This window comes from Lentzea sp. NPDC092896 (genome assembly GCF_044754905.1).
GTDB lineage: Bacteria > Actinomycetota > Actinomycetes > Mycobacteriales > Pseudonocardiaceae > Lentzea.
The window spans coordinates 46,575-67,566 of record NZ_JBIVPX010000003.1; the positions used below are offsets into that span (position 1 = coordinate 46,575).

At 68.4% G+C, this 20,992-nt stretch carries 19 protein-coding genes and 1 pseudogene; 7 read left to right on the forward strand and 13 right to left on the reverse strand.

Features of this window, described 5'->3' with window-relative positions:
* Positions 1–77 precede the first annotated feature (77 nt).
* Positions 78–560, forward strand: a complete 483-nt coding sequence (locus ACIQF0_RS15900; RefSeq protein ID WP_401030097.1) for a DUF3558 family protein — start codon at positions 78–80, stop codon at positions 558–560.
* Here ACIQF0_RS15900 and ACIQF0_RS15905 read toward each other — a convergent pair.
* Genes ACIQF0_RS15905 through ACIQF0_RS15920 form a run of 4 tightly spaced genes read right to left on the reverse strand, consistent with a single transcriptional unit; the run spans position 557 to position 4,248 of the window.
* Entirely contained in the window at positions 557–2,152 is a 1,596-nt protein-coding gene (locus ACIQF0_RS15905; RefSeq protein ID WP_401030099.1) for an AMP-binding protein, read from the reverse strand. The two genes, ACIQF0_RS15900 and ACIQF0_RS15905, sit on opposite strands and share 4 nt — an antisense overlap.
* 14 nt (positions 2,153–2,166) lie before the next feature.
* Positions 2,167–2,952, reverse strand: coding sequence for a metallophosphoesterase (locus ACIQF0_RS15910; protein ID WP_401031431.1), 786 nt, complete (start codon positions 2,950–2,952; stop codon positions 2,167–2,169).
* A gap of 53 nt (positions 2,953–3,005) precedes the next feature.
* Positions 3,006–3,797, reverse strand: a complete 792-nt coding sequence (locus ACIQF0_RS15915) for an HAD-IIA family hydrolase (protein ID WP_360046565.1) — start codon at positions 3,795–3,797, stop codon at positions 3,006–3,008.
* Positions 3,798–3,801: 4 nt separating this feature from the next.
* Positions 3,802–4,248 (reverse strand): MarR family transcriptional regulator, encoded by a 447-nt coding sequence (locus ACIQF0_RS15920; protein WP_319975810.1) that lies wholly within the window; start codon positions 4,246–4,248, stop codon positions 3,802–3,804.
* A gap of 115 nt (positions 4,249–4,363) precedes the next feature.
* Here ACIQF0_RS15920 and moaA point away from each other — a divergent pair, with 115 nt between their 5' ends.
* The gene (gene moaA, locus ACIQF0_RS15925; RefSeq protein WP_401030102.1) at positions 4,364–5,422 is read left to right on the forward strand and encodes a GTP 3',8-cyclase MoaA; all 1,059 of its coding nucleotides are present in this window, start codon (positions 4,364–4,366) and stop codon (positions 5,420–5,422) included.
* An 11-nt stretch (positions 5,423–5,433) separates the two neighbouring features.
* The gene (locus ACIQF0_RS15930; protein ID WP_401030104.1) at positions 5,434–5,682 is read left to right on the forward strand and encodes a MoaD/ThiS family protein; all 249 of its coding nucleotides are present in this window, start codon (positions 5,434–5,436) and stop codon (positions 5,680–5,682) included.
* On the opposite strand, the gene ACIQF0_RS15935 is transcribed toward ACIQF0_RS15930, so the two are convergent.
* On the reverse strand, positions 5,646–6,140 hold the full coding sequence (locus tag ACIQF0_RS15935) for a hypothetical protein (RefSeq protein ID WP_401030106.1): 495 nt from the start codon (positions 6,138–6,140) through the stop codon (positions 5,646–5,648). The two genes, ACIQF0_RS15930 and ACIQF0_RS15935, sit on opposite strands and share 37 nt — an antisense overlap.
* 410 nt (positions 6,141–6,550) lie before the next feature.
* Between ACIQF0_RS15935 and ACIQF0_RS15940 the strand changes: the two genes are divergently transcribed.
* Positions 6,551–7,192 carry a transglycosylase family protein gene (locus ACIQF0_RS15940; protein WP_401030108.1) on the forward strand — a complete coding sequence of 214 codons (642 nt, stop codon included), beginning with the start codon at positions 6,551–6,553 and terminating at the stop codon, positions 7,190–7,192.
* 686 nt (positions 7,193–7,878) lie between these two features.
* Here the strand turns inward: ACIQF0_RS15940 and ACIQF0_RS15945 are convergent.
* The 4 genes and pseudogenes from ACIQF0_RS15945 to ACIQF0_RS15960 form a co-directional block, all read right to left on the reverse strand.
* Positions 7,879–8,771, reverse strand: a pseudogene (locus ACIQF0_RS15945) (molybdenum cofactor biosynthesis protein MoaE).
* Positions 8,768–9,241, reverse strand: coding sequence for a cyclic pyranopterin monophosphate synthase MoaC (gene moaC, locus ACIQF0_RS15950; RefSeq protein ID WP_093605470.1), 474 nt, complete (start codon positions 9,239–9,241; stop codon positions 8,768–8,770). Before moaC ends, ACIQF0_RS15945 begins: the two are co-directional and overlap by 4 nt.
* A gap of 48 nt (positions 9,242–9,289) precedes the next feature.
* On the reverse strand, positions 9,290–10,672 hold the full coding sequence (locus tag ACIQF0_RS15955) for an NAD-dependent malic enzyme (RefSeq protein WP_401030110.1): 1,383 nt from the start codon (positions 10,670–10,672) through the stop codon (positions 9,290–9,292).
* A gap of 116 nt (positions 10,673–10,788) precedes the next feature.
* On the reverse strand, positions 10,789–10,974 hold the full coding sequence (locus ACIQF0_RS15960; protein WP_330271303.1) for a hypothetical protein: 186 nt from the start codon (positions 10,972–10,974) through the stop codon (positions 10,789–10,791).
* Between the two features lie 85 nt (positions 10,975–11,059).
* Here ACIQF0_RS15960 and ACIQF0_RS15965 point away from each other — a divergent pair, with 85 nt between their 5' ends.
* On the forward strand, positions 11,060–13,312 hold the full coding sequence (locus ACIQF0_RS15965) for a helicase-associated domain-containing protein (RefSeq protein ID WP_401030112.1): 2,253 nt from the start codon (positions 11,060–11,062) through the stop codon (positions 13,310–13,312).
* A gap of 122 nt (positions 13,313–13,434) precedes the next feature.
* The gene (locus ACIQF0_RS15970) at positions 13,435–14,217 is read left to right on the forward strand and encodes a hypothetical protein (protein ID WP_401030114.1); all 783 of its coding nucleotides are present in this window, start codon (positions 13,435–13,437) and stop codon (positions 14,215–14,217) included.
* Between the two features lie 139 nt (positions 14,218–14,356).
* On the opposite strand, the gene ACIQF0_RS15975 is transcribed toward ACIQF0_RS15970, so the two are convergent.
* The 4 genes from ACIQF0_RS15975 to ACIQF0_RS15990 all read right to left on the reverse strand — a co-directional run bounded on the left by ACIQF0_RS15975 (position 14,357) and on the right by ACIQF0_RS15990 (position 19,489).
* A complete protein-coding gene (locus ACIQF0_RS15975; protein WP_093605474.1) occupies positions 14,357–14,962 on the reverse strand; it encodes an ATP/GTP-binding protein in 606 nt (201 codons plus the stop codon).
* Positions 14,943–15,527: a DUF742 domain-containing protein gene (locus ACIQF0_RS15980; RefSeq protein WP_360046548.1), complete on the reverse strand. Its 585-nt coding sequence runs from the start codon at positions 15,525–15,527 to the stop codon at positions 14,943–14,945. Before ACIQF0_RS15980 ends, ACIQF0_RS15975 begins: the two co-directional genes overlap by 20 nt.
* 216 nt (positions 15,528–15,743) lie before the next feature.
* Positions 15,744–16,163 (reverse strand): roadblock/LC7 domain-containing protein, encoded by a 420-nt coding sequence (locus ACIQF0_RS15985; RefSeq protein ID WP_030470879.1) that lies wholly within the window; start codon positions 16,161–16,163, stop codon positions 15,744–15,746.
* Entirely contained in the window at positions 16,160–19,489 is a 3,330-nt protein-coding gene (locus ACIQF0_RS15990; protein WP_401030117.1) for a nitrate- and nitrite sensing domain-containing protein, read from the reverse strand. The genes ACIQF0_RS15985 and ACIQF0_RS15990 overlap by 4 nt, the downstream gene beginning before the upstream one ends.
* 484 nt (positions 19,490–19,973) lie before the next feature.
* Between ACIQF0_RS15990 and ACIQF0_RS15995 the strand changes: the two genes are divergently transcribed.
* A complete protein-coding gene (locus tag ACIQF0_RS15995) occupies positions 19,974–20,951 on the forward strand; it encodes an ABC transporter substrate-binding protein (protein ID WP_360046544.1) in 978 nt (325 codons plus the stop codon).
* The last annotated feature ends 41 nt before the right edge of the window (positions 20,952–20,992 follow it).

A 20,992-nucleotide genomic window follows, 5' to 3' on the forward strand; every position in this document is an offset into this window, starting at 1 on the left:
GTTGCGCCGGTCACACCTATCCCGCAAGAGGCACTTTGACCTGCGCAGATTGTTGATTCGCGGGACGATTTCGCTCCGTGAACGCTCTGCGCCTCGCTGTGCTCGCCATTGCCCTCGGACTGTCCGGTTGCGCGATGATCCGACCTCCGGTCAAGACCGTCGAGCCCTTCGTGGCGCCGTCGACGACGCCCGCGGACACGCCCGCGTGCCGCCTGTTCGATCCGGCCGACCTGACCGAGCACCGGTTCTACAACGGGTACGCGAACGCTTCGAGCTGCTTCTGGCTCTCGGACGACTCCGGCCCGCTCTCGATCAGCCTTCGCGAGAGGTCCACGCCCGAGCAGTACCTCGCGAAGCCGGAGGGCCTGAAGACCTCCCCGATCACCATCGGCGGACACTCCGGGCTGCTCGCCGAGAACAGCAGGGGACCAGGCACGTGCGGTGTCGTGCTGACGCGTCCCGGCGGCGTCGCGGTCGCGGAGGTCCTCACCGACGCCGGTGGCAGGTCGTGCGAGATCGCCCAGGCCGTGATGAAGGTGATCGAGCCGAAGCTGTCCTAGGCGTGCTTCGCGCTGTCGTCGAGGCCGAGCAGTTCCACCGACTTCGCCCGCATCTCCACCTTGCGGATCTTGCCGGTGACCGTCATCGGGAACTCGTCCACCACGTGCACGTACCGCGGGATCTTGTAGTGGGCGAGCTTGCCGGTGCAGAACTCCCGGACGGCCTCGGCGGTCAGCCCGGAGACCCCGTCGCGCAGGCGCACCCAGGCCATCAGCTCCTCGCCGTACCGGGCGTCGGGCACGCCGATCACCTGGGCGTCGAGCACGTCGGGGTGGGTGTAGAGGAACTCCTCGATCTCGCGCGGGTACACGTTCTCGCCGCCGCGGATGACCATGTCCTTGATGCGGCCGGTGATGTTCACGTAGTCGTCGTCATCCATCACCGCGAGGTCGCCGGTGTGCATCCAGCCCGCCGCGTCGACGGCCTCCGCGGTCTTCTCCGGCTCGTTCCAGTAGCCGAGCATGACGGAGTAGCCGCGCGTGCACAGCTCCCCCGGCTCGCCGCGGGGGACCGTGCGGCCCGTTTCCGGGTCCACGATCTTGACCTCGAGGTGCGGGCCGACCCGGCCGACCGTCCCCACGCGACGGTCGAGGGAGTCGTCCACGCGCGTTTGCGTTGACACCGGGGAGGTTTCGGTCATGCCGTAGCAGATCGAGACCTCGCGCATGCCCATCCGGTCGACGACCTGCTTCATCACCTCGACCGGGCACGGCGAGCCCGCCATGATGCCCGTGCGCAGACTGCTCAGGTCGTAGCCGTCGATCAGGTCCAGCATCGCGATGAACATCGTCGGCACGCCGTAGAGCGACGTGCACTTCTCTTCCTCAACGGCCGCAAGGGTTCGAGCCGGGTCGAACGCGGGCGCGGGGATCACGACGCACGCGCCGTGGCTGGTGGCGGCGAGGTTGCCCATGACCATGCCGAAGCAGTGGTAGAACGGCGGCACCACGCAGATGCGGTCGTGCTCGGTGTAGTTGATCAGCTCGCCGACGAAGTAGCCGTTGTTGAGGATGTTGTGGTGCGAGAGCGTCGCGCCCTTGGGGAAGCCCGTGGTGCCGGACGTGTACTGGATGTTGATCGGGTCGTCGCGGTCCAGTTCGACGTCCGGGATCTCGTCGCCGGTCCACTGTGGATCGTCGACGAAGACGACGTTCTGCAACGACAAGCATCGCGGCCGCACCTCGTCGATCATGGCCGCGTAGTCGGAGGTCTTGAACGACCGCGCGGACACCAGCGTGTGGATGCCCGCCTGGTTCAGCACGTACTCCAGCTCGTGCACGCGGTACGCCGGGTTGACGTTGACCAGGATCGCGCCGATCCGGGCCGTCGCGTACTGCACGAACACCCACTCGGCGCAGTTCGGCGCCCAGATCCCGACCCGGTCGCCCTTGCGCACCCCGAGCGCGTGCAGCCCGGCGGCCGCGCGGGAGACCTCCTGCGCGAGTTCCGCGTACGTCCACCGTCGATCTGTGGCTTTGTCGACAAGTGCCTCGCGGTCACCGAAGCGCGCGACGGTCGCCGCGAGGTTCGCGTGGATCGTGTCGCCCAGCAGCGGCGCGGCGGACGTGCCCGAGGAGTAGCTGGCGGTCATCCACCAGACGGTAGTCAGGCTCCGGCGTATGGCAAGGGGACGACCAGGCACGGACCGCCGCTGTAGAGGCCCGCGTCGATCGCCAGCACCTTGTCGTCGGCGTAGACGAGCGGCCCGTCGATCTGGTCCGGCGGCACCCCGAGCTGGTCGGCGATGACGCTGTGGCCGTGCACGATCGTGCTGCCTCCGAGGGTCGCGAGCAGCTCGTCCGCGATTTCCGGCCCCTGCGGACCCCGGAACGCGTACCGGGTCGTCATCTTGCGCCAGCACTCCCACCAGTCGACGAGGTCGTCGCCCTTGAGCACGTGCCGGACGGCCTCGTTGACCTCTTCGATCGAGGCCCCCCATTCGAGGTAGGCCACCGTGTCGGAGTGCATCAGCAGGTGGTCGTCGCGCAGCTTCAGCACGGGCCGGTTGGTGAGCCACTCGACGTGCTCGTCGGTCAGCCGGTCCTGGTCGCTGCGCAGCCCGCCGTTGAGCAGCCAGCTGCGCGCGAACGACCGCGGCCCCATGCTGTCCGGCACCTGCTCGTCGCCGAACCGGTGCATGCCGAGCAGCAGGACCTCGTGGTTGCCGATCAACGAGCTGACCGTGCCGCCCGCCTCCGCCGCCTCCTCACCGAGGCGCATGACCAGATCGATCACGCCCACCCCGTCGGGCCCGCGGTCCACGAAGTCGCCGAGGAACCAGAGCTCGGCCTCGCCACCCGTCCAGTGCCCGTCCTCGTCGCACAGTTCGGCCACGTGCAGCGCTCTGATCAGTTCCTCGAGGTGCCCGTGCACGTCACCCACGACGTACATAGGGCGTCGATCCGTGTCCACCTCCGCGACGATAGGTGATGAACCCTCGCGCGTCAGTGGTCAGTCCAGTCGCCGAACGGGTCCTGAGAGTGACCGACGAGCTCGGCGATCGACTTCAGCACGCGCGTGGGGCGGTACGGGAACATCTCGGCGCTCTCGGCGGTGAAGACGCCGGACAGCACGAGGATGGTCGACAGACCCGCTTCCAGGCCCGAGCGCACGTCGGTGTCCATGCGGTCGCCGATCATCAGCGCGTTCTCGGAGTGCGAGCCCAGCGCGCGCAGGGCCGAGCGCATCATCAACGGGTTCGGCTTGCCGACGTAATAAGGCTCACGGCCGGTGGCGCGCTCGATCAACGCCGCCACGGCGCCGGTCGCGGGCAGCGAGCCCTCGCGCGACGGGCCGGTCGCGTCGGGGTTGGTCGCGATGAACTTCGCGCCCTCCTCGACCAGGCGGATGGCCTTGGTGATCGCGGTGAAGCTGTAGGTGCGGGTCTCGCCGAGCACCACGTAGTCCGGGTCGCGGTCGGTCAGCACGTAGCCGATCTCGTGCAGCGCGGTGGTGAGGCCGGCCTCGCCGATGACGAACGCCGAGCCGTTCGGGCGCTGCGAGTCGAGGAACTTGGCAGTGGCCAGCGCGGACGTCCAGATCGACGACTCCGGGATGTCCAGGCCGGTGCGCTGCAGACGCGCGCGGAGGTCCCGTGGCGTGTAGATGGAGTTGTTGGTGAGCACGAGGAACGGGGTCTCGGCGGCACGAAGCTCCGCGACCAGCTCGTCCGCTCCCGGGATCAGGTGCTCCTCGTGCACGAGGACGCCGTCCATGTCCATCAAGTAGTGCCACATGGGTCTAAGTATCGATCACGCGGGCGCGGAACGTCGCGATCTGGAGCTGGAGATAACGTTCGATCACCTGGAGTTCATCGTCGCCGAAGTGGCCGAGCACCTCGATGAGGCTCTGCCGGGCCTCCTCGAACAGCTGCCCGAACTTCTCCACGTCGCCGACGGTGACCTCGACCAGCACCTTGCGGCGGTCGTGCGGATCCCGGACACGGCGGACGAAACCGGCGTGTTCGAGGCGGTCGATCACGCCCGTGACGGCGCCGGTGGAGAGCCCGGAGAGCTCGGCGAGACGACCGGCCGTGATCGGCCCCTCGGCCCTCATCGCCAGGTCGATGCACTTCTCGTCGGTCGCGGACAGACCCATCCGCGCGGCGACCTTCGTGTGGAACATGACGGTGAGCGCGCTCTGCTCCCGCATGTACCAGGTGAACCTCTCGAGCACTTCAGGTTCCATGTTGAACATCTTAGCCGCTAAGACAATTGGTTGTGAGAGTGCTCCAAACGGGCAGAGAGTGAGAAACCTCGTTTGTGGAGTCACCTACAACGGGTTGTTCATTAAGCTGAACAAGGTGACTGCAGTTGAGCTGGGACTACCCATCGTGCGCGGCACCCCTGACGTGTCCGCACGTCCGGACTCGCCGCTGCTCGTCGACAGGTTCGGCCGGGTCGCGAAGGACCTCCGGGTCTCGCTGACCGACCGGTGCAACCTGCGCTGCACCTACTGCATGCCCGCCGAGGGCCTCGACTGGCTGCAGAAGGACGAGCTGCTCACCGACGACGAACTGATCCGGCTCATGCGCATCGCCGTGGTCGATCTGGGCGTGACGGACATCAGGTTCACCGGTGGCGAGCCGTTGCTGCGGCGCGGCCTGGAGCAGGTCATCGCCGCGACGGCCGCGCTGGAGCCCCGTCCGCGCATGTCGATGACGTCGAACGGCATCGGCCTCAAGCGCAGGGCCCAGTCGCTCAAGGACGCCGGCCTGAACCGCATCAACGTCTCGCTCGACACCCTCGACCCCGACCGGTTCGCGACGCTGACCAGGCGCGACCGCATCACGGACGTGCTGGACGGCCTCGACGCCGCCCGCGAGGCCGGGCTGGAACCGGTGAAGGTCAACTCCGTGCTGCTGCGCGGCATGAACGAGGACGAGGCCGTTCCGCTGCTGCGGTTCTGCGTCGAGAACGGCTACCAGCTGCGGTTCATCGAGCAGATGCCGCTGGACCCGCAGCACGGCTGGACGCGCACGAACATGGTCACGGCCGATGAGATCCTCACGATGCTCTCGTCCGCCTACACGCTGACGCCGGAGGAGACCCCGCGCGGCGGTGCCCCCGCCGAACGCTGGCTGGTCGACGGCGGCCCGGCGGTGGTCGGCGTGATCGCGTCGGTGACCAGGCCGTTCTGCGCGGCCTGCGACCGCACCCGGCTCACCTCGGACGGCCAGATCCGCAACTGCCTGTTCAGCCAGGGCGAGACCGACCTGCGCGCGCTGCTGCGCGACGGCTCCCCCGACGCCGCGATCGCCGACGCCTGGCGTGCCACGATGTGGGCCAAGGCGGCCGGTCACGGCATCAACGACGCGGGCTTCTCGCAGCCGGACCGCCCCATGAGCGCCATCGGAGGATGACAGTGACGGCCGTGAAGATCCGCTATTTCGCGGGCGCCAGAGCCGCGGCCGGGGTGGCCGACGAGGACCTGCTGCTCGACTCCTCCGAGCCGACCGTGGCCCTCGTGGTCAGCACCATCGGCGAACGGCACGGCGACAAGCTCGGCAAGGTCCTCGCCGCGTCGAGCTTCCTGCTGGACGGTGTCGCGGTCCGCGACACGTCGGTGCGCGTGCCCGCGGGCTCTCAGCTGGACGTGCTGCCGCCGTTCGCGGGCGGCTGACGCACCTCTCCGCCCGCGCGTCGATCCTCCTCCTTCAGATCGCCCTCCCAGTCGACCACGGTGCGCCTCCGGATCTTCCGCACGCGCTTGATCCGCCGGTAGAACAGGTTCGACGGGACCTGGAAGACCAGCACGGCACCTGCCGCGAAGAAGACGGTTCCGATCACGGCGTAGCTCGCGAGCTGGCTCCAGCCCTCGCCTGCGATGAACATGACGGCGCCGGGCAGCCACAGGACCGTTTCGAAGGCCAGCAGGACCACCGAGGTGATCCGGGCCCAGTTGAACCAGATCGCCAGCAGGGCGAAGAAGAAGTTCAGGTTGGCGAGTCCGTAGCTCGCCCCCTGCCTGGCGCCGACCCTCGTCTCGACCATGGCGAAGAACAGTGACGCCAGCGGCAGCAGAACCAGGGCGGTGATCAACACCGCGGGGCGCTTCGGGCGTTGCAGCGGCTCGGTCATGGGGTCAGCGTGGCGCCCCTTTCAGGGGACCGGTCCCCGCCTCCGATGGCCCAGTGCGCGTGAGCCACGCCTCACTTTCCGTAATAGTTTTCGCCCGATCTCAGAATGGAAACGGACCGATAACGACACCTTTGACCTGCTCGTTTGTAGGCTCCGCACAACGCGCCAAACTGTTACTGTGATGCGCGTCACAGCCGCAAACATTTGGTGAGGGCCCCGCCGGTTACGTACGGTCGCTCCTCGGCTGGCCCCGAACCGGCCACGAGCACTACCGGAGCACCAGCACCGAGCCCAGTCCAACGGTGTTCCGGAACAACCCCGAGCGAGAGAAACCGCCGGACTGGGACGCAGGAACGCACCGGGCCCCGAACCCGAGTTCCTGGCAGCAGGTGCGGTGGACCGAGAGGCACATGGCTTTCAACCGAGGCAAGCAGGGCAAGCAGAGTTCCGCCGCTCGCACTATCGCCAAGGTCGCGGCTGTCGGCATCATCGCCGGCGCCCCTCTGGGCCTGGCCGTTGGCACCGCCAACGCGGCCCCCGTGAACTGGGACGCCCTCGCGCAGTGCGAGGCAAGTGGTAACTGGGGCGCCAACACGGGCAACGGCTACTACGGCGGCCTGCAGTTCACCCAGCAGACCTGGAACGCCTACGGCGGCCAGGGCAGCCCGGCCAACGCCTCCCGCGAACAGCAGATCGCTGTCGCCGAGCGCGTGGCCGCCGGCCAGGGCGTCAGCAACGCCTGGCCCGCCTGCAGCCGCAAGCTGGGCGCCAACTCGGCCCCAGCCCCCGCCGCCAAGGCCGTCCCGCAGCAGCAGCGCAAGGCCCAGCCGCAGCAGCGCCAGTCCGCACCGGTGCAGCAGGCCCCGGCCGTGACGCTCGCGGGCTCGAAGACGAACCCGGCCGGCAACTACGAGATCAAGGCGGGCGACACCCTGTCGAAGATCGCCGATGCCAACAAGGTCGCCGGCGGTTACCAGGCCATCGTGGAGAAGAACAAGGACTTCCTCACGAACCCCGACCTGATCTTCCCGGGCCACAAGATCCTGATCTGAGTCTTCCAAGACCAGACCGATCCACCACGGATCTGACAGGCCGCACGAACGCCAGTCCTTTTGACTTGGGCTGACACAGGACCAGGGATCTCACCGTTACCCCCCGACGGTGAGGTCCCTGCCTGCGTATCCGCACAAGGGCGGCGAGCGGGGCGAGGGCGGACGCATGGCGAACGAGTGCCGACGGGCCGGGCGGGAGCAGGGCCAGGCGGAAGCCGGGCAACGACCCGCACGCAAAGCGCCCCCCGCTGGAACGTGACGAACGCCCGCAAGCCGACCCGCGCAGCCCCCTTGCCGCCATCGCAAAACGACCCGCGCGGTGCCACCAGGAAGCCAGCAACGCAAGGCAACCACCTACAAGTCCTGGCGTGGCGATGCGAAGCGAGCCGTCTGAACCTAGAGCGCCGGGCAGCGGTGAGCCCCGCTCATGGCGATTGGGGCTTGACCTTGAGGGGCTGGGTGCCACCCTGTCTGGGCTCGGCCGGGGCGCTTTCAACCCCGGCTTGTGAGGCCGACTACGCGCCCAGCTAGAGGCTCAAGGTCAAGCCCCAATCGCAACCCCGCACTTCGTCACTGCCTGATGGACCACCCTCGCAAGGCGACGGAACGTCAGGAACGCGACCAACCCCGCTGGAACGCGACAAACGCCCGCAAGCCGACCCGCACGGCTCCCGCACCCCAACGACTCAGGGGCAGTTGACCCACTCGTCCTCGCCCCCGGGAAACACCTGCCGCTTCCACACCGGCAACCGAGCCTTGACCTCGTCCACCAGGTCAGCACACAGGGAAAACGCTTCCCCCCGATGCTCGGCAGCCACCGCACAGGCCAGCGCGACATCGCCGATCTTCAACGGCCCGACCCGGTGCGAAACAGCAATCCCGTGCACCCCGGAGTACTTCTCAGCCAAGGAAGAAACAACCTCAGCCACCACGTCCGAAGCAGACGGGTGCGAGTGGTACTCCAACTCCAGCACCGACCGCCCACCGTCGTGATCCCGCACGACACCAGCAAAGGTGACCACGGCACCGGCCCGATCAGACCCGACCAAAGCCGCGTGCTCCTCAACCGACAGCGGCTCCGAGGTGACAACGGCCCGCAACACCACGCTCATTTGTGGTCACCTCCACGCAGCTGGTCGAGTGCATGCTCGACGACCGAAGCCAACACGTCCAGCCCGTCCCGCACCCCGCCGGTCGACCCGGGCAGGTTCACGATCAACGTCCGCCCGGCCACCCCGGCCACCCCGCGCGACAACACGGACCCGGGCACACGCGGCCAGCCGGACATCCGAATGACATCGGCCAGCCCGGGCACCTCGTAGTCCAGAACGGCACGGGTGGCTTCCGGAGTCCGATCAGTGGGGTTGATCCCGGTCCCACCGGTGGTCAGAACAAGTTCAGCCCCGGAGGCCACCGCGTCGGCCAACGCCTTCTGGACCGGATCGCCATCAGGCACGACGACCGGGGCGGAAACCGAGAACCCGCGCGCCGAAAGCCATTCGACGATCAGAGGTCCGCTGCGATCGGCGTAAACCCCAGAGGCAGCACGGTTGGACGCGGTGATCACCACGGCCTTCACGGGCGTTCCCACAGACCGGACTTGCCGCCTTCCTTGCGCTCCACCCGAACCGCGTCCAACGACGCGGCGGGGTCGACCGACTTCACCATGTCGTGCAGCGTCAGCCCGGCCACGGAAACCGCGGTCAAAGCCTCCATCTCGACGCCGGTGCGATCGGTGGTGCGAACCGTGGCCGTGATCAGCACAGCGGAGTCCGCCAACGCCAGATCCACCACCACCGACGACAACGAGATCGGGTGGCACAGGGGCACGAGTTCCCAGGTGCGCTTCGCGGCCATGATGCCGGCGATCCGGGCCGTGGCCAGGGCATCGCCCTTGGGCAGGCCGTCAGCGCCCAGCAACTCCACCACCTCGGCGGTCGTGTGCAGGATCCCGGTCGCCACGGCGGTCCGGGTGGTCTGCTCCTTGCCGGAGACGTCGACCATCCGGGCCGCGCCGTGGGAGTCCAGGTGGGTGAACTGCTTGGTCATATGGCGATCGTATGCCTGCCCAGGGCCTACAGCCGGTGCGTAAAGGCCCTAGGAAGTCGCGGCCTTGCGCACCGCTTCGGCCACGGCCGGAGCAACGGTGTTGTCGAAGACCGACGGAACGATGAACGACGCGTTGAGACGCTCGCCCTCCACCACGTCGGCGATGGCCTGCGCGGCGGCCAGCAGCATCGCGTCGGTGATGGTCCTGGCGTGCGCGTCCAGCAGGCCGCGGAAGACGCCGGGGAACGCCAGCACGTTGTTGATCTGGTTCGGGAAGTCCGAGCGGCCGGTCGCGACGACGGCGGCGTGCTGCTGGGCCTCCATCGGGTCGATCTCCGGGTCCGGGTTGGCCAGCGCGAACACGATGGCGTCCTTGGCCATCGTCGCGACCTGCTCCGCACCGAACAGGTTCGGAGCCGAGACGCCGATGAACACGTCGGAACCGACCAGCGCGTCGTGCAGGCGGCCGGACTCGTTGCCCTTGTTCGTGGTCGCGGCGATGGACTTCAGGTTCGAGTCCAGGCCGGGACGGTCGCGGTGCACGATGCCGTCGACGTCCACGGCGATGATGTCGCCGGGCGTCTGGGCCTGCAGCAGGCGGATGATCGCGGAACCGGCCGCGCCGACGCCGCAGACCGTGATGCGGCAGTTCTTGATGTCCTTCTTCACGACCCGCAGAGCGTTGCGCAGAGCGGCGACCACGACGATCGCCGTGCCGTGCTGGTCGTCGTGGAACACCGGGATGTCGAGCTTCTCGCGCAGCCGGGCCTCGATCTCGAAGCAGCGCGGAGCGGAGATGTCCTCGAGGTTGATGCCGCCGTACACGGGAGCGATGAGCTCGACCGCGCGGATGATCTCCTCGGTGTCCTGGGTGTCCAGGCAGACCGGCCAGGCGTCGACGCCGGCGAACTTCTTGAACAGCGCGGCCTTGCCCTCCATCACGGGCAGGGCGGCGGCGGGGCCGAGGTTGCCGAGGCCCAGCACCGCGGACCCGTCGGTGACGACGGCGACGGTGTTGCGCTTGATGGTCAGGCGGCGCGCGTCGTCCGGGTTCTTGGCGATCGCCTCGCACACACGGGCGACACCCGGCGTGTACGCGCGGGACAGGTCGTCACGGTTGCGCAGCGGCACCTTGGACGCGATCTCGATCTTGCCGCCGAGGTGCACGAGGAACGTGCGGTCCGACACCTTGCGGACGACGATGCCGGGCAGCGTCTCCAGCGTGTCGGTGATGTCCTTGGCGTGGTTCGCGGAAAGCGCGTTGCACGTGAGGTCGATGACGACGCGGTCGTTGTGCGACTCCACGACGTCGAACGCCGTGATCACACCGCCGGCGCGGCCGACGGCCGAGGTGAGGTCACCCGCGGCGCTCGCTGACGGCGGCGCCTCCAGACGAACGGTGATCGAGTAACCAGGGCCGGGGACCGGCATCGTCGTCCTCCCACGAAGTACAGCTCAAGCGGGAAGTGAGCCTATCCCCGGGCCCATTGCGGTACGCACGCGACTCGACAGTCTTAAGACCGCTCTGACAGTCCGATGAGGACCGATCAGGATTTGTTGATCTCGGTCACCGGGTGCCGGTACGGGAGGTCGTCCGACGACAGCGGGAACGTCACCGTGCCGAACGGGGACAGCGCACCCTGCACGTCGCTGGTCAGTTCGGTGACGGGGTGACCGCCGTCCGGACCTTCCGGCCAGTGCGGGTCGACCCGTCCAGGGCGTCCTTTCGCCACGTTCTCCTCCTCGGTGGTGCCAGATGACGCGACAAGTGTGACAGAGGACGACGAGATCACCAGCGGCCCATATACCGTGGTGAGAATGTCCGGCACCACTCTCGCCGACTGGCTGCGCGCCCAGGACGACGCTGCTCTCGTCGCACTGCTGCGCGCCCGTCCTGACCTGGCAACGCCCCCACCTGCCGATATGTCCGTGCTCGCGACACGGGTCGGCACCAGGGCGTCGATCGCGCGCGCCTGCGAGGACCTCGACACCTTCACGCTGGCCGTGCTCGAAGCACTGGTCGTGCAGGGTGCGGACGCCGAGCCCGTGGCGTTGCCCACACTCGGCGAGATCCTCGGACCGGACGTGAAGCCCAGACCGCTCAAGCAGGCGGTCGGCAAGCTCAGGTCCCTCGCGCTCGCCTGGGGCGACGACGACGCGCTGTCGGTCCCGCCCGTCACGCGGGAGGCGTTCGGCTCGTACCCCGGCGGGCTGGGCCGACAGACCGGTCAGACGTACGACCTCCAAGGCATCACCGAGGGCGAGCAGCGCGTCCTGCAGAAGCTCGCCGCCGGCCCGCCCATCGGCGACACGAAGGACGCCTCCCGGGTCGTGCCGCTCGACAAGGCGGAGACGCCGGTGCAACGGCTGCTCGCGCGCGGCCTGCTGCTGCGCCGCGACCCCGGCACCGTCGAACTGCCCCGGGAGATCGCTCTCGAACTGCGGGGCGCTCGCCCCCTCGGCCCGATCCAGGTCACCGAACCGAAGCCGAAGACCACCACGCTCCAGCAGACCAGCGTCGACGCCACGGGCGGCGGCGAGGCGCTCGAACTCGTCCGGCACGTCGAGAACCTGATCGCGAGCTGGTCGGCGGAGCCAGCGCCGGTGCTGCGGACGGGCGGTTTGGGCGTCCGTGAGCTGCGCAAGGTCGCCAAGGACCTCGATGTCGACGAACGCCGCGCGGCCCTGCTGATCGAGCTCGTGGTCGGCGCGGACATGGCCGCGAACACCGAGGCCTCCGAGCCGGAGTGGATGCCGACGACCAAGGCCGACGTCTGGCTCGCGGCGACGACCGAGGTCCGCTGGGCCACTCTGGCGCACGCCTGGCTGGAGCTGCCGCGGCTGCCCGCGCTGGTCGGCCGCCGCGACGAGAAGGACAAGCTCTTCAACCCGCTCGCGGACGAGATCCGCCGCGCCCAGGCCCCGCGCGACCGACGGTGGGTCCTGGAGGCGCTCGGCGCGTTCCCCAAGGGCACCTCGATCTCGAACCCCACCGACCTGGCCGCACTGCTGGCCTGGCGGGCACCGCGCCGGGGCGGGCGCCAGCGCGACGAACTGGTGCGCTGGACCGTCGAGGAGGGCACCGCGGTCGGCGTGCTCGCCCTCGGCTCGATCACCAGCGCGGGCCGCGTGCTGCTCGACGAGGGTCCCGGCCACGCCGCCAAGGCACTCGGCGACGCCCTGCCCGCGCCGCTCGACCACGTGCTGGTGCAGGCCGACCTCACCGTCGTCGCCCCCGGCCGCCTCGAACCGGAGCTCGCCGACGAACTGGCGCTGGTCGCGAACGTCGAGTCCGCCGGCAGCGCCACGGTCTACCGGATCAGCGAGGCCACGGTCCGGCGCGCGTTCGACTCCGGCCGCACCGCCGACGAGCTGCAGGAACTCTTCAAGACCCGCTCGCGCACGCCCGTGCCGCAGTCGCTGACCTACCTGATCGACGACGCCGCGCGCCGCCACGGCAGGTTGCGCGGCGGGGCGGCGGGCTCGTTCCTGCGCTGCGACGACTCGGTGCTGATCAGCGAGGTCCTCGCGCACCCGGAGGCCGGGCGGCTGGAGCTGCGCCGGATCGCGCCGACCGTGCTCGTCAGCCCGTTGCCGCTGGCGGACGTGCTGGACGGACTGCGCTCGGCCGGGTTCGCGCCGGCCGCGGAAGGCCCGGACGGCCAGGTCCTCGACCTGCGGCCGGGTGGCCGTCGGACCACACCGAGGCAGCGCAGTGCCCGCAAACCGGTGTCACCCGCCGTGCAGGCCGACGAGCGGTTGGGTGAACTCGTCCGGCTGGTCCGGGCCGGTGATCGTGCCGCCGCGACACCACGGGGTGAACGGGTGGCCGTTCCCGGCCATCTCGGCGCCGGTCCGTCGGCCACCCTGTCGTTGCTCCAGCAGGCCGCACGGGCGCGCCGCAGGGTGCTCGTCGGGTTCGTCGACTCCCACGGCACGGCGGCACAGCGCGTGATCGAGCCGCACGTCGTCGGGGGTGGCGTGCTGGAGGGCTACGACCACAGCTACGGAGAGGTGCTGAGGTTCCCTCTTCATCGCGTCACGTCCGCCGCATTGGTGGACGAGGACTGACGGTCGGTCATCCCCCGGTAGGAAACCCGGACCACCCTTGCGTGGCTGGTGCGCGACCTAGCGTCGATTGACGTGGACGTTCCCGAGACACGTCCGCATCGACCCGAGGAGGTCCTGCGCACATGGCCAGCTCCCGGTGGGCTTTGAGAGCCGCCGCCACCGTCACGACCCTGGCGTTCGCCCTGCCGTTCTCGACGGGCACCGCGAACGCCGACCCGATCCTCGTCCTGTTGCAGGACAACCACGTCAACGCGACGGTGGGGGTGAGCGGCAACGTCGACATGCTCGACGTCGCGGCCGGCGCCCACGTCGCGCTCGACACCGGTCCCGGCATCAGCGTGATGACCAACGGTGGCATTCAGGTCGCTCTTGGGCTCGCGGCCCAGGTCGACGCGGGCGTCAGCGCCGGCGTGGACGTCGGCGACGCCTTCGACTCGGATCTCGACATCGACCTCGACGCGGCTGTGGACGCGGACGTGGACGCCGCGGTGGTAGCTGACGCTGAAGTCGCTGCCGACGTGAGCGCCACGGACGACCGCGCGCCCGCTGTCGTCGAGACCGCTGCCGAAACGGCCGCACCCGCAGTGGCTCCCGCGGTCACCCCCGCAGTGGCCACCGAGACCGTCGTCGAGGACAAGGCGAACGCCATCCACGTCGGCGGGATCTGGGTGAACGTCGGCCCGCACGCGGCAGCCGTGATCGACGCGCACGCCGGAGCAGGCGTGCACGTGGGTCCGGGCATCGCCGTGGACGCCGGCCTCGCAATCGGAGCCGACGCCGACGTGGACATCAGCCTGGTGACCGTCGACGCCGGTGCCGCGGTCGGTGCTGACGCAAGCGTCGACCTCGGCAGCGGCGACGTCTCCGCGGAGGCCTTCATCGGCGTCGGCCTGACCATCGGCTAGCAGCGACCGACGACGAAAGGACGACCGCTTGGACCGATCTCGAACCAGTTGAGTCAGACCGCAACGACGAGGCGAGCGCCGCACCCGAAGGTGGCGCTCGCCTCGTTCATGTTTGCAGTTGTCCCCAAACGGGAGGAGATCAGCCCGCGCGGACGGACATCCACTGGCGCATGGCGTGCTCGACCAGCGTGATGAGCGTCTGCTTCGTCGACTGCCGGTTGCGCGCGTCGCACGTCACGATCGGCACCGACTCGTCGATCGTCAGCGCTTCACGCACGTCCTCCAGCCTGTGGTGCAGGAGGCCGTCGAAGCAGTTGACGCCGACGACGTACGGCAGCTGCCGGTCGTCGAAGAAGTCGATCGAGGCGAACGCGTCGGCCAGGCGGCGGGTGTCGACCAGCACGATGGCGCCGATGGCACCGCGTACGAGGTCGTCCCACATGAACCAGAACCGGTGCTGACCCGGTGTACCGAAGAGGTACAGGATCAGGTCGCTGTCGAGCGACACGCGGCCGAAGTCCATCGCGACGGTCGTGGTGACCTTGTTGGGCGTGGCGGAGAGGTCGTCCACCCCCGCGCTGGCCTCGGTCATCACCGCCTCGGTGGTCAACGGGACGATCTCGGACACCGAGCCGACGAACGTCGTTTTGCCCACACCGAAGCCACCCGCCACCACGATCTTGGCAGACGTCGTCGGCTTCCGTGCGCCCTCGGCGCCCTGGGGACTAGAGCTTGCGAAGCCCACTGAGCACCCTCTCCAGGAATTCCATGGAAGGCCGGTCCCCCACGACCAGACCGCCCTGGTGAATCAAAACCAAACCCATGCTTGCCATGTCGCCGATCAGCACCCGCACGACGCCAAGTGGCAAGCGTAGGAGTGCCGCGACCTCAGCCACCGACCGCGTGTCCACACACAACCCGCAGATCGACCTGTGCTCGGGAAGAACTGCGGCATCCCGTTCGAGGCCCTTTTCGCTGGTCGAAATCAGCGCCTCGATAGCAAGGTCGTAATCAGGTCGTGTGCGTCCACCGGTGCGTGTGTAGGGCCGCACCAGTGAACCCGAGTCCGCGGAAGCATTCTCCTCCGGGCGCAGTTGAGGCTGCGCACCGGTGCTGTACGCCGGTTGCCCGCCGGTGCTGTACACCGGATGCGAACCGGTTGTGTACGGCAGTTGCTCCGGTACGGCATCCGGCATCTCGTGCTGGCCGAAGAGGTCCGCTCCGGGGCCACCGAACAGCCCGGAGCCGTACCCGTCTATGTCGAATCGGTTCGGCACGTCGTCGTACGGATACGACGACGAGTCGTCCACCTCACGCTGAGACATATCGCCTAGCCCTTGCCCTGTAACCCGCTCATCGTGGGGTGCGTCCTCGGCTTCCTCTTGTTCCTGGGGTATCGCGTCAGGCTCTTCGAACTGGAACCCACCAGAAGCCCACTCCTGGTAGTTGAAGTTCCTACCGAAGCCCCGGCCTCTAGCGCCAGATCTACCAGCCATTGGTTCTCACCCCTGAACTTCAGATGAGGTCTAGCGACGGACCACGCCCTGAAGCTGCGCGCGCAGCTCAGGGGTGAGTTGTTGACCGACTCTCTCCACCAACAGCGTCATCTCGTAGGCCACGAGGCCGATGTCGCAGTTGGGTGCCGCCAGGACGGCAAGGCAAGAACCGTCACTGATCGACATGAGGAACAGGTAACCCCGCTCCATCTCGACGACCGTCTGGTTGACCCCGCCTGCCTCGAAGCAGCGGGCAGCACCCTGGGTGAGGCTGACCAGTCCGGACGCGACCGCGGAGAGCTGCTCTGCACGGTCCCGGGGCAAGCCCTGGGACCCCGCGAGCAACAGCCCGTCCGCGGACACCACAACGGAATGTGCCACACCGGGCACCCTCCGCACGAAGTCGGTGATAAGCCAACCAAAGCTGCCTGGCTGCGCTGCGGTCGTCACTCCTGCTCCTCGTTCTGCCGGCTCGATTGGTCACCAGCGTATGCCTCGATCAATGCGTGCCGGCCTCGCTTGACACCACTCTGCAGGCTCGACATCCGTCCGCGCACCGCGTCAGCGGTACGGGGCGGCAGCGGCGGGCGCTGCGCTGTCGATGTCAGGGACTGCGGCTTGGGTGCAGCAGATCCTGGCACGAGCTGAGCCTTGGGTGTCCGTTTCGGCAGTCCTGCCGTGGTCTTCGTCTCCGGCGTCTTGTTCAACAACGCCTGAGCCGCGTGCCATCCCTCATCGGCCGGCGATTGCCAGGCCGACTCGGAAGTAGCTGCCGCCGCTGGAGTCTCCTCCACAACGGGCTCGGGTTCCACAACTCGCTCCTGCTCGGCGGGTGCGGGTACTTCTTCGGCCACCGGCTGGACCTTCGAGCGCGGCGTGCGCACCGGAAGACCAGCGGCCGACGTGGTGGTGGGTGCCACCGCCGGTACAGGCTTGCGGGATCGGGTCGGCAGCTCCGGTTCCGGCCCGTCCGAGAGCGGCGGGACGGTCGGCGGCTCGTCGATGTACTCGACGGACCCCTTGTCGGTTCCGCCGAGCCTCGACTCGACGTGTCCGTTGGTGGCGGCCGGTGCGTCGTCCTCAGCGGCCGCACGGACCGGCTGAGCGGCCGAAGCCGACGTCTCGCTGCCCACGGCCTGGAACCACTGCGACAGGACCGCCTCGTAGATCGGCAGGCGTTCCGTCGGGGCGTCCAGGTCGTGCTCGATCTGCTTGCGCGAGGCTTCCGAGGTCCCGTTGCGGTGTGCCATCCCCAGATCGAGGAGGCCCTCGCCGGACGAGTCGCGCGAAACGCCGTTGGACGGCGAACGCTCGTCGTCGATCGGCGAGATCGGCACGAACTGCGTGGTCTCGTAGCCGGGCTCGAAGGAGATCTCGCCGGCTTCCTCGTTGCGGTCCTCGTAGGCCGTGAAGAGCGTGGGCTCGCCGAACGAACCCTCCGGCTCCACCGCGGCCAGCTGGTCACGACGCCACCGCTCGGACGGCGTCACGTCCTCGATCGGCGGCTCGCTGTAGACGGGGACCGCCGTCGCGCCGGCACCGGTGTCGGTGAGGGCGCTCGGGACGAAGCTGACCGGCATGCTCGGCAGGCTCGGGCTCGACTCGTCGATCCGCGGCGTGACACCGGTCGCACCGCCGAAGGCACCGGCGATGCCGCTGGCCCTGTTCGCGGTGGTGCCGATCTCCGTCGTGTGCTCGGCGGGGGTCGGAGCCGGCGCGAGCGCGGGCTGCGACATGCCGAACGCGGAGGCGAGCGAACCGGAGCCCGACGGCGGGGTCGAGATCGGTGCCTGGCCGGGGATCGCGATGAGCGTCTCCGGCACGATCACCAGTGCCGTCGTGCCGCCCTCGATGTCCTCGTTGCCGCGCAGGCGGACCTTGATGTCGTGGCGCTTGGCGAGCCGCGCGACCACGTACAGGCCCATTCGGCGGGAGACGGCGACGTCGACGTCCGGCGGGTCTGCCAGCCGGTCGTTGGCGTCGATGATCTCCTGGTCGCCCATGCCCACGCCGCGGTCCTGGATCTCGATCGCCAGCTCGCCCTTGCGGGTCTTGGCCGTGCGAACGGTGACCTTGGTGACCGGGTCGGAGAACGCCGTGGCGTTGTCCAGCAGCTCGGCGATGAGGTGCACGAGGTCGTTGACCGCGCGACCCTGGACCGTGAGGTCCGGGGTCTGGCCGACCTGCACGCGGGCGTACTGCTCGACCTCGGAGACCGCGGCGCCGAGAACCTCGGCGGCCGGGACGGGCCGGGTCAGCCGCCGCGAGAGGTCCGTACCCGAGAGGACCAGCAGGTTCTCCGAGTTGCGGCGCATGCGGGTCGCGAGGTGGTCGAGCTCGAACAGCGAGGCCAGCTGGTCCGGGTCCTGCTCGTCCTGCTCCAGCCGGTCGATCAGGTTCAGCTGGCGTTCCACCAGGGCCTGCGACCTGCGGGACAGGTTGACGAACATCGCGTTGACGTTGTCACGCAGGAGTGCCTGCTGGGCGGCCAGTCGCACCGCTTCACCGTGCACCGCGTCGAACGCGCGCGCCACTTGGCCGATCTCTTCCCGCGTGTGCACCGGCACCGGCTCGACGGCGCTCTTCGCGGCGTCCTCCGGGTTCGGGTCCGCGAGGATCCGCTCGACCGCGTCCGGAAGACCGTGGTCGGCGACGTCGAGAGCGGTGCGGCGCAGCGTGCGCAGCGGGTTGAGGATCGAGCGGGCGACGAACAGCGCCATCAGCAACGCGAGCGCGAGGATCGCGAGCACGATGCCGGACTCGACGTACGCCCTGGTGCGGGTGTCGCCGGCCAGCTCGTCGGTCTTGTTCTGCAGCTGTTCGACCAGCAGGTTCTCGACGTCACGCGTCAGGTTGACCGTCAGCGTGGCGGCGATGTCCCACTTCTCGGGCGTGACCTGCGTGAAGTCCTTCGCGGCCGTCTGCTGGTTGATCGCCGATTCCTGCATGTCGTTCGCGTTGTCGACGATCAGGCCGGTGACGGTGTCGTCGTAGATCTTGGCCTGGTCCGGCGTCGCGGACTTGCGGAAGTCGTTGCGGGCCGCTTCGAGCTCGGCGTCCGCTGCCTGCAGGGACCGCAGCTGGGACGGCGTGAACGCCTTGCGCTGGAAGACGTCCAGGAGGATCGCCCGCTTGAGCGACTCCTGCTCCTTGATGCGCGCGATGGCGTTCGTGGTCAGGTGCAGTCGCACCAGTTCCGGGTCGTTGATCTCGGAGATCGTCTGCTCACCGAGGTTGATGAGCGTCTCGATCGACTCCGAGTAGGTGCGCTGGACGGCCTCGGCGGGGTACTGGGTGTCGCGCACCGAGTTGCGGAGGCTGTTCAGGCGGTTGAGCTGGTTGAACGCGACCTGGAACCGCTCGACGGCAGCCGGGTTCAGGTCGGAGCTGAGCTCGGCGATCTTGTTGCTGAACGCCTCGCTGGTGTCGTTCACGCGGCGCAGCTGGCGCTCCAGGACGACCCTGTCGACCTTCTTGTTCGACGCGACGTAGCTGACCGACAGGTCGCGTTCGCGCTGCAGCTGCTGCACCAGGTCCGCGACCGCGGTCTCGAGGCGGATCTGGTTCGCGAGGTTGTTGAACTCCGTCGCGGCCTGGAGGTCGCTGCGCACGCGCAGACCACCCAGGGCGAGGGCGCAGACGGTCGGGATGAGCAGAACGGCGAGCAGCTTCGTGCGCAGCCGCCAGTTGCGCAGGCGCCATCCCGCGGATCGGTTAGATCCTGAACCGGGTGCGGCACCGACTTCGTGCGTCACCGAGTCCGGTGTCACGTTCATCGGTCCGTTACCCAGCGCAGCCAGTCCGTCACCCGATTCGGGCCTTTCGGAGCGTGTGGTGTCACCCACGCCAAACTGGCTGGGACCTCTCTCACGTCGGGCCACTCTGGGCTTCCTCTTCCAGCAGCAGTGTCCCGGTCTCTCCCCAGGACCGAGCATGGACTCGTCAAACGGGCCGAATTGCAGCACAGAGGTTGTTCGCCCGATGAGGCGCCCTACCCCGTCTGAAGACACGTAGGTCTACTACGACCAGTGCCACCCGAGCCGGAAGGGTAATGGTCACCCCCTACTCGGGGGAAGTCTCCAGAAGCACTCACCGTATCGAGATGGGGTGTCGTTTCATACGTTCAGGTGGTTAACATCCCCGGATGTCGGCACACCTCGCCTCCGTCCGAACGCCCAGTTGGGGCTGCGGAGTACCAGGTCTGTAACGACACTCACTGATCAAATCGATGCTACTCAAGACCTACCGGCAAGAGGTGCCATGGCTACCCGAGCCAAAGCTCTGCGGCTTGCCGCAGTGCTCATCACGTGTGCTCTGACCGCGAGCTGCGGCCTGTTCGGAAGTTCGTCGAACGGCGGCAACGCGGACGTTGAGCGCAACGTCATCCGCATCGGCGTGCTGCCGGTCGTCGACGTCGCCCCGTTGCGGATCGCGCTGACCGAAAAGCTGTTCGAGAAGGCCGGTCTGCAGGTCAACCTGGTCCCCCAGCCCAGCGAGGCTGAGGCCATCAAGCAGCTGGACACCACGCTCGACCTCACGTGGGCGACGCACGTCAGCCTCTTCCGCGCGGTCGCCGAGGGCACCGAACTGCAGTTGCAGGGTGAGGCCTACCAGGCAGGTCCGAACTCGATGGCGCTGGTCACGTCGGCCGCGTCGGACTACGACGACCCGGGCAAGAAGGCCGCTCCGACCATCGCGGTGAACAGCGAGACCGACATCGGCGCGCTGACCACGCGTGCCGTGCTGGACACCGCCGCGGTCGAGAAGCAGAAGATCAAGTTCAAGCCGATGGCGTTCGCGGACATGGAGGCGGCGCTCACGTCCGGCACCGTCGACGCGGCGTTCATGATCGAGCCCTTCATCACGAAGGCGCAGCGCAAGATCGGTGCGAAGATCCTCACCGACACCGCCCGCGGCCCGACACTGGACTTCCCGATGTCCGGGTACGCGTCGTCGAAGAAGTTCGCCGAGGCGAACCCGAAGACGATGAAGGCGTTCCGGGACGTGCTGCGCGAGGCGCAGCAGCGCGCGCAGGCCAACAAGCTCGGCGTGCAGGACTCGCTGACCAGCTACGCCGACGTCGACCAGCCGACCGCGGCACTCGTGTCCGTGGGCACGTTCCCGCTGTCGCTGAACCCGATCCGGCTCCAGCGCGTCGCCGACATGATGGACACCGAGGACGTGCTTTCCGGGCGTCTGGACGTGCAGCAGCTACTTCCGCCAGGCACGACGAATTAGTTGCGTTCAGGCATGAGAATTGGCGGGCCGGATCACCGGCC

Excerpts from the sequence above, each read along its gene's own strand:
- ACIQF0_RS15905 (WP_401030099.1), bottom strand. The coding sequence starts at position 2,152 with ATGACCGCCAGCTACTCCTCGGGCACGTCCGCCGCGCCGCTGCTGGGC.
- ACIQF0_RS15910 (WP_401031431.1), bottom strand. The coding sequence starts at position 2,952 with ATGTACGTCGTGGGTGACGTGCACGGGCACCTCGAGGAACTGATCAGA.
- ACIQF0_RS15915 (WP_360046565.1), bottom strand. The coding sequence starts at position 3,797 with ATGTGGCACTACTTGATGGACATGGACGGCGTCCTCGTGCACGAGGAG.
- ACIQF0_RS15920 (WP_319975810.1), bottom strand. The coding sequence starts at position 4,248 with ATGGAACCTGAAGTGCTCGAGAGGTTCACCTGGTACATGCGGGAGCAG.
- ACIQF0_RS15935 (WP_401030106.1), bottom strand. The coding sequence starts at position 6,140 with ATGACCGAGCCGCTGCAACGCCCGAAGCGCCCCGCGGTGTTGATCACC.
- ACIQF0_RS15940 (WP_401030108.1), top strand. The coding sequence starts at position 6,551 with ATGGCTTTCAACCGAGGCAAGCAGGGCAAGCAGAGTTCCGCCGCTCGC.
- moaC (WP_093605470.1), bottom strand. The coding sequence starts at position 9,241 with ATGACCAAGCAGTTCACCCACCTGGACTCCCACGGCGCGGCCCGGATG.
- ACIQF0_RS15955 (WP_401030110.1), bottom strand. The coding sequence starts at position 10,672 with ATGCCGGTCCCCGGCCCTGGTTACTCGATCACCGTTCGTCTGGAGGCG.
- ACIQF0_RS15965 (WP_401030112.1), top strand. The coding sequence starts at position 11,060 with ATGTCCGGCACCACTCTCGCCGACTGGCTGCGCGCCCAGGACGACGCT.
- ACIQF0_RS15970 (WP_401030114.1), top strand. The coding sequence starts at position 13,435 with ATGGCCAGCTCCCGGTGGGCTTTGAGAGCCGCCGCCACCGTCACGACC.
- ACIQF0_RS15990 (WP_401030117.1), bottom strand. The coding sequence starts at position 19,489 with ATGAACGTGACACCGGACTCGGTGACGCACGAAGTCGGTGCCGCACCC.
- ACIQF0_RS15995 (WP_360046544.1), top strand. The coding sequence starts at position 19,974 with ATGGCTACCCGAGCCAAAGCTCTGCGGCTTGCCGCAGTGCTCATCACG.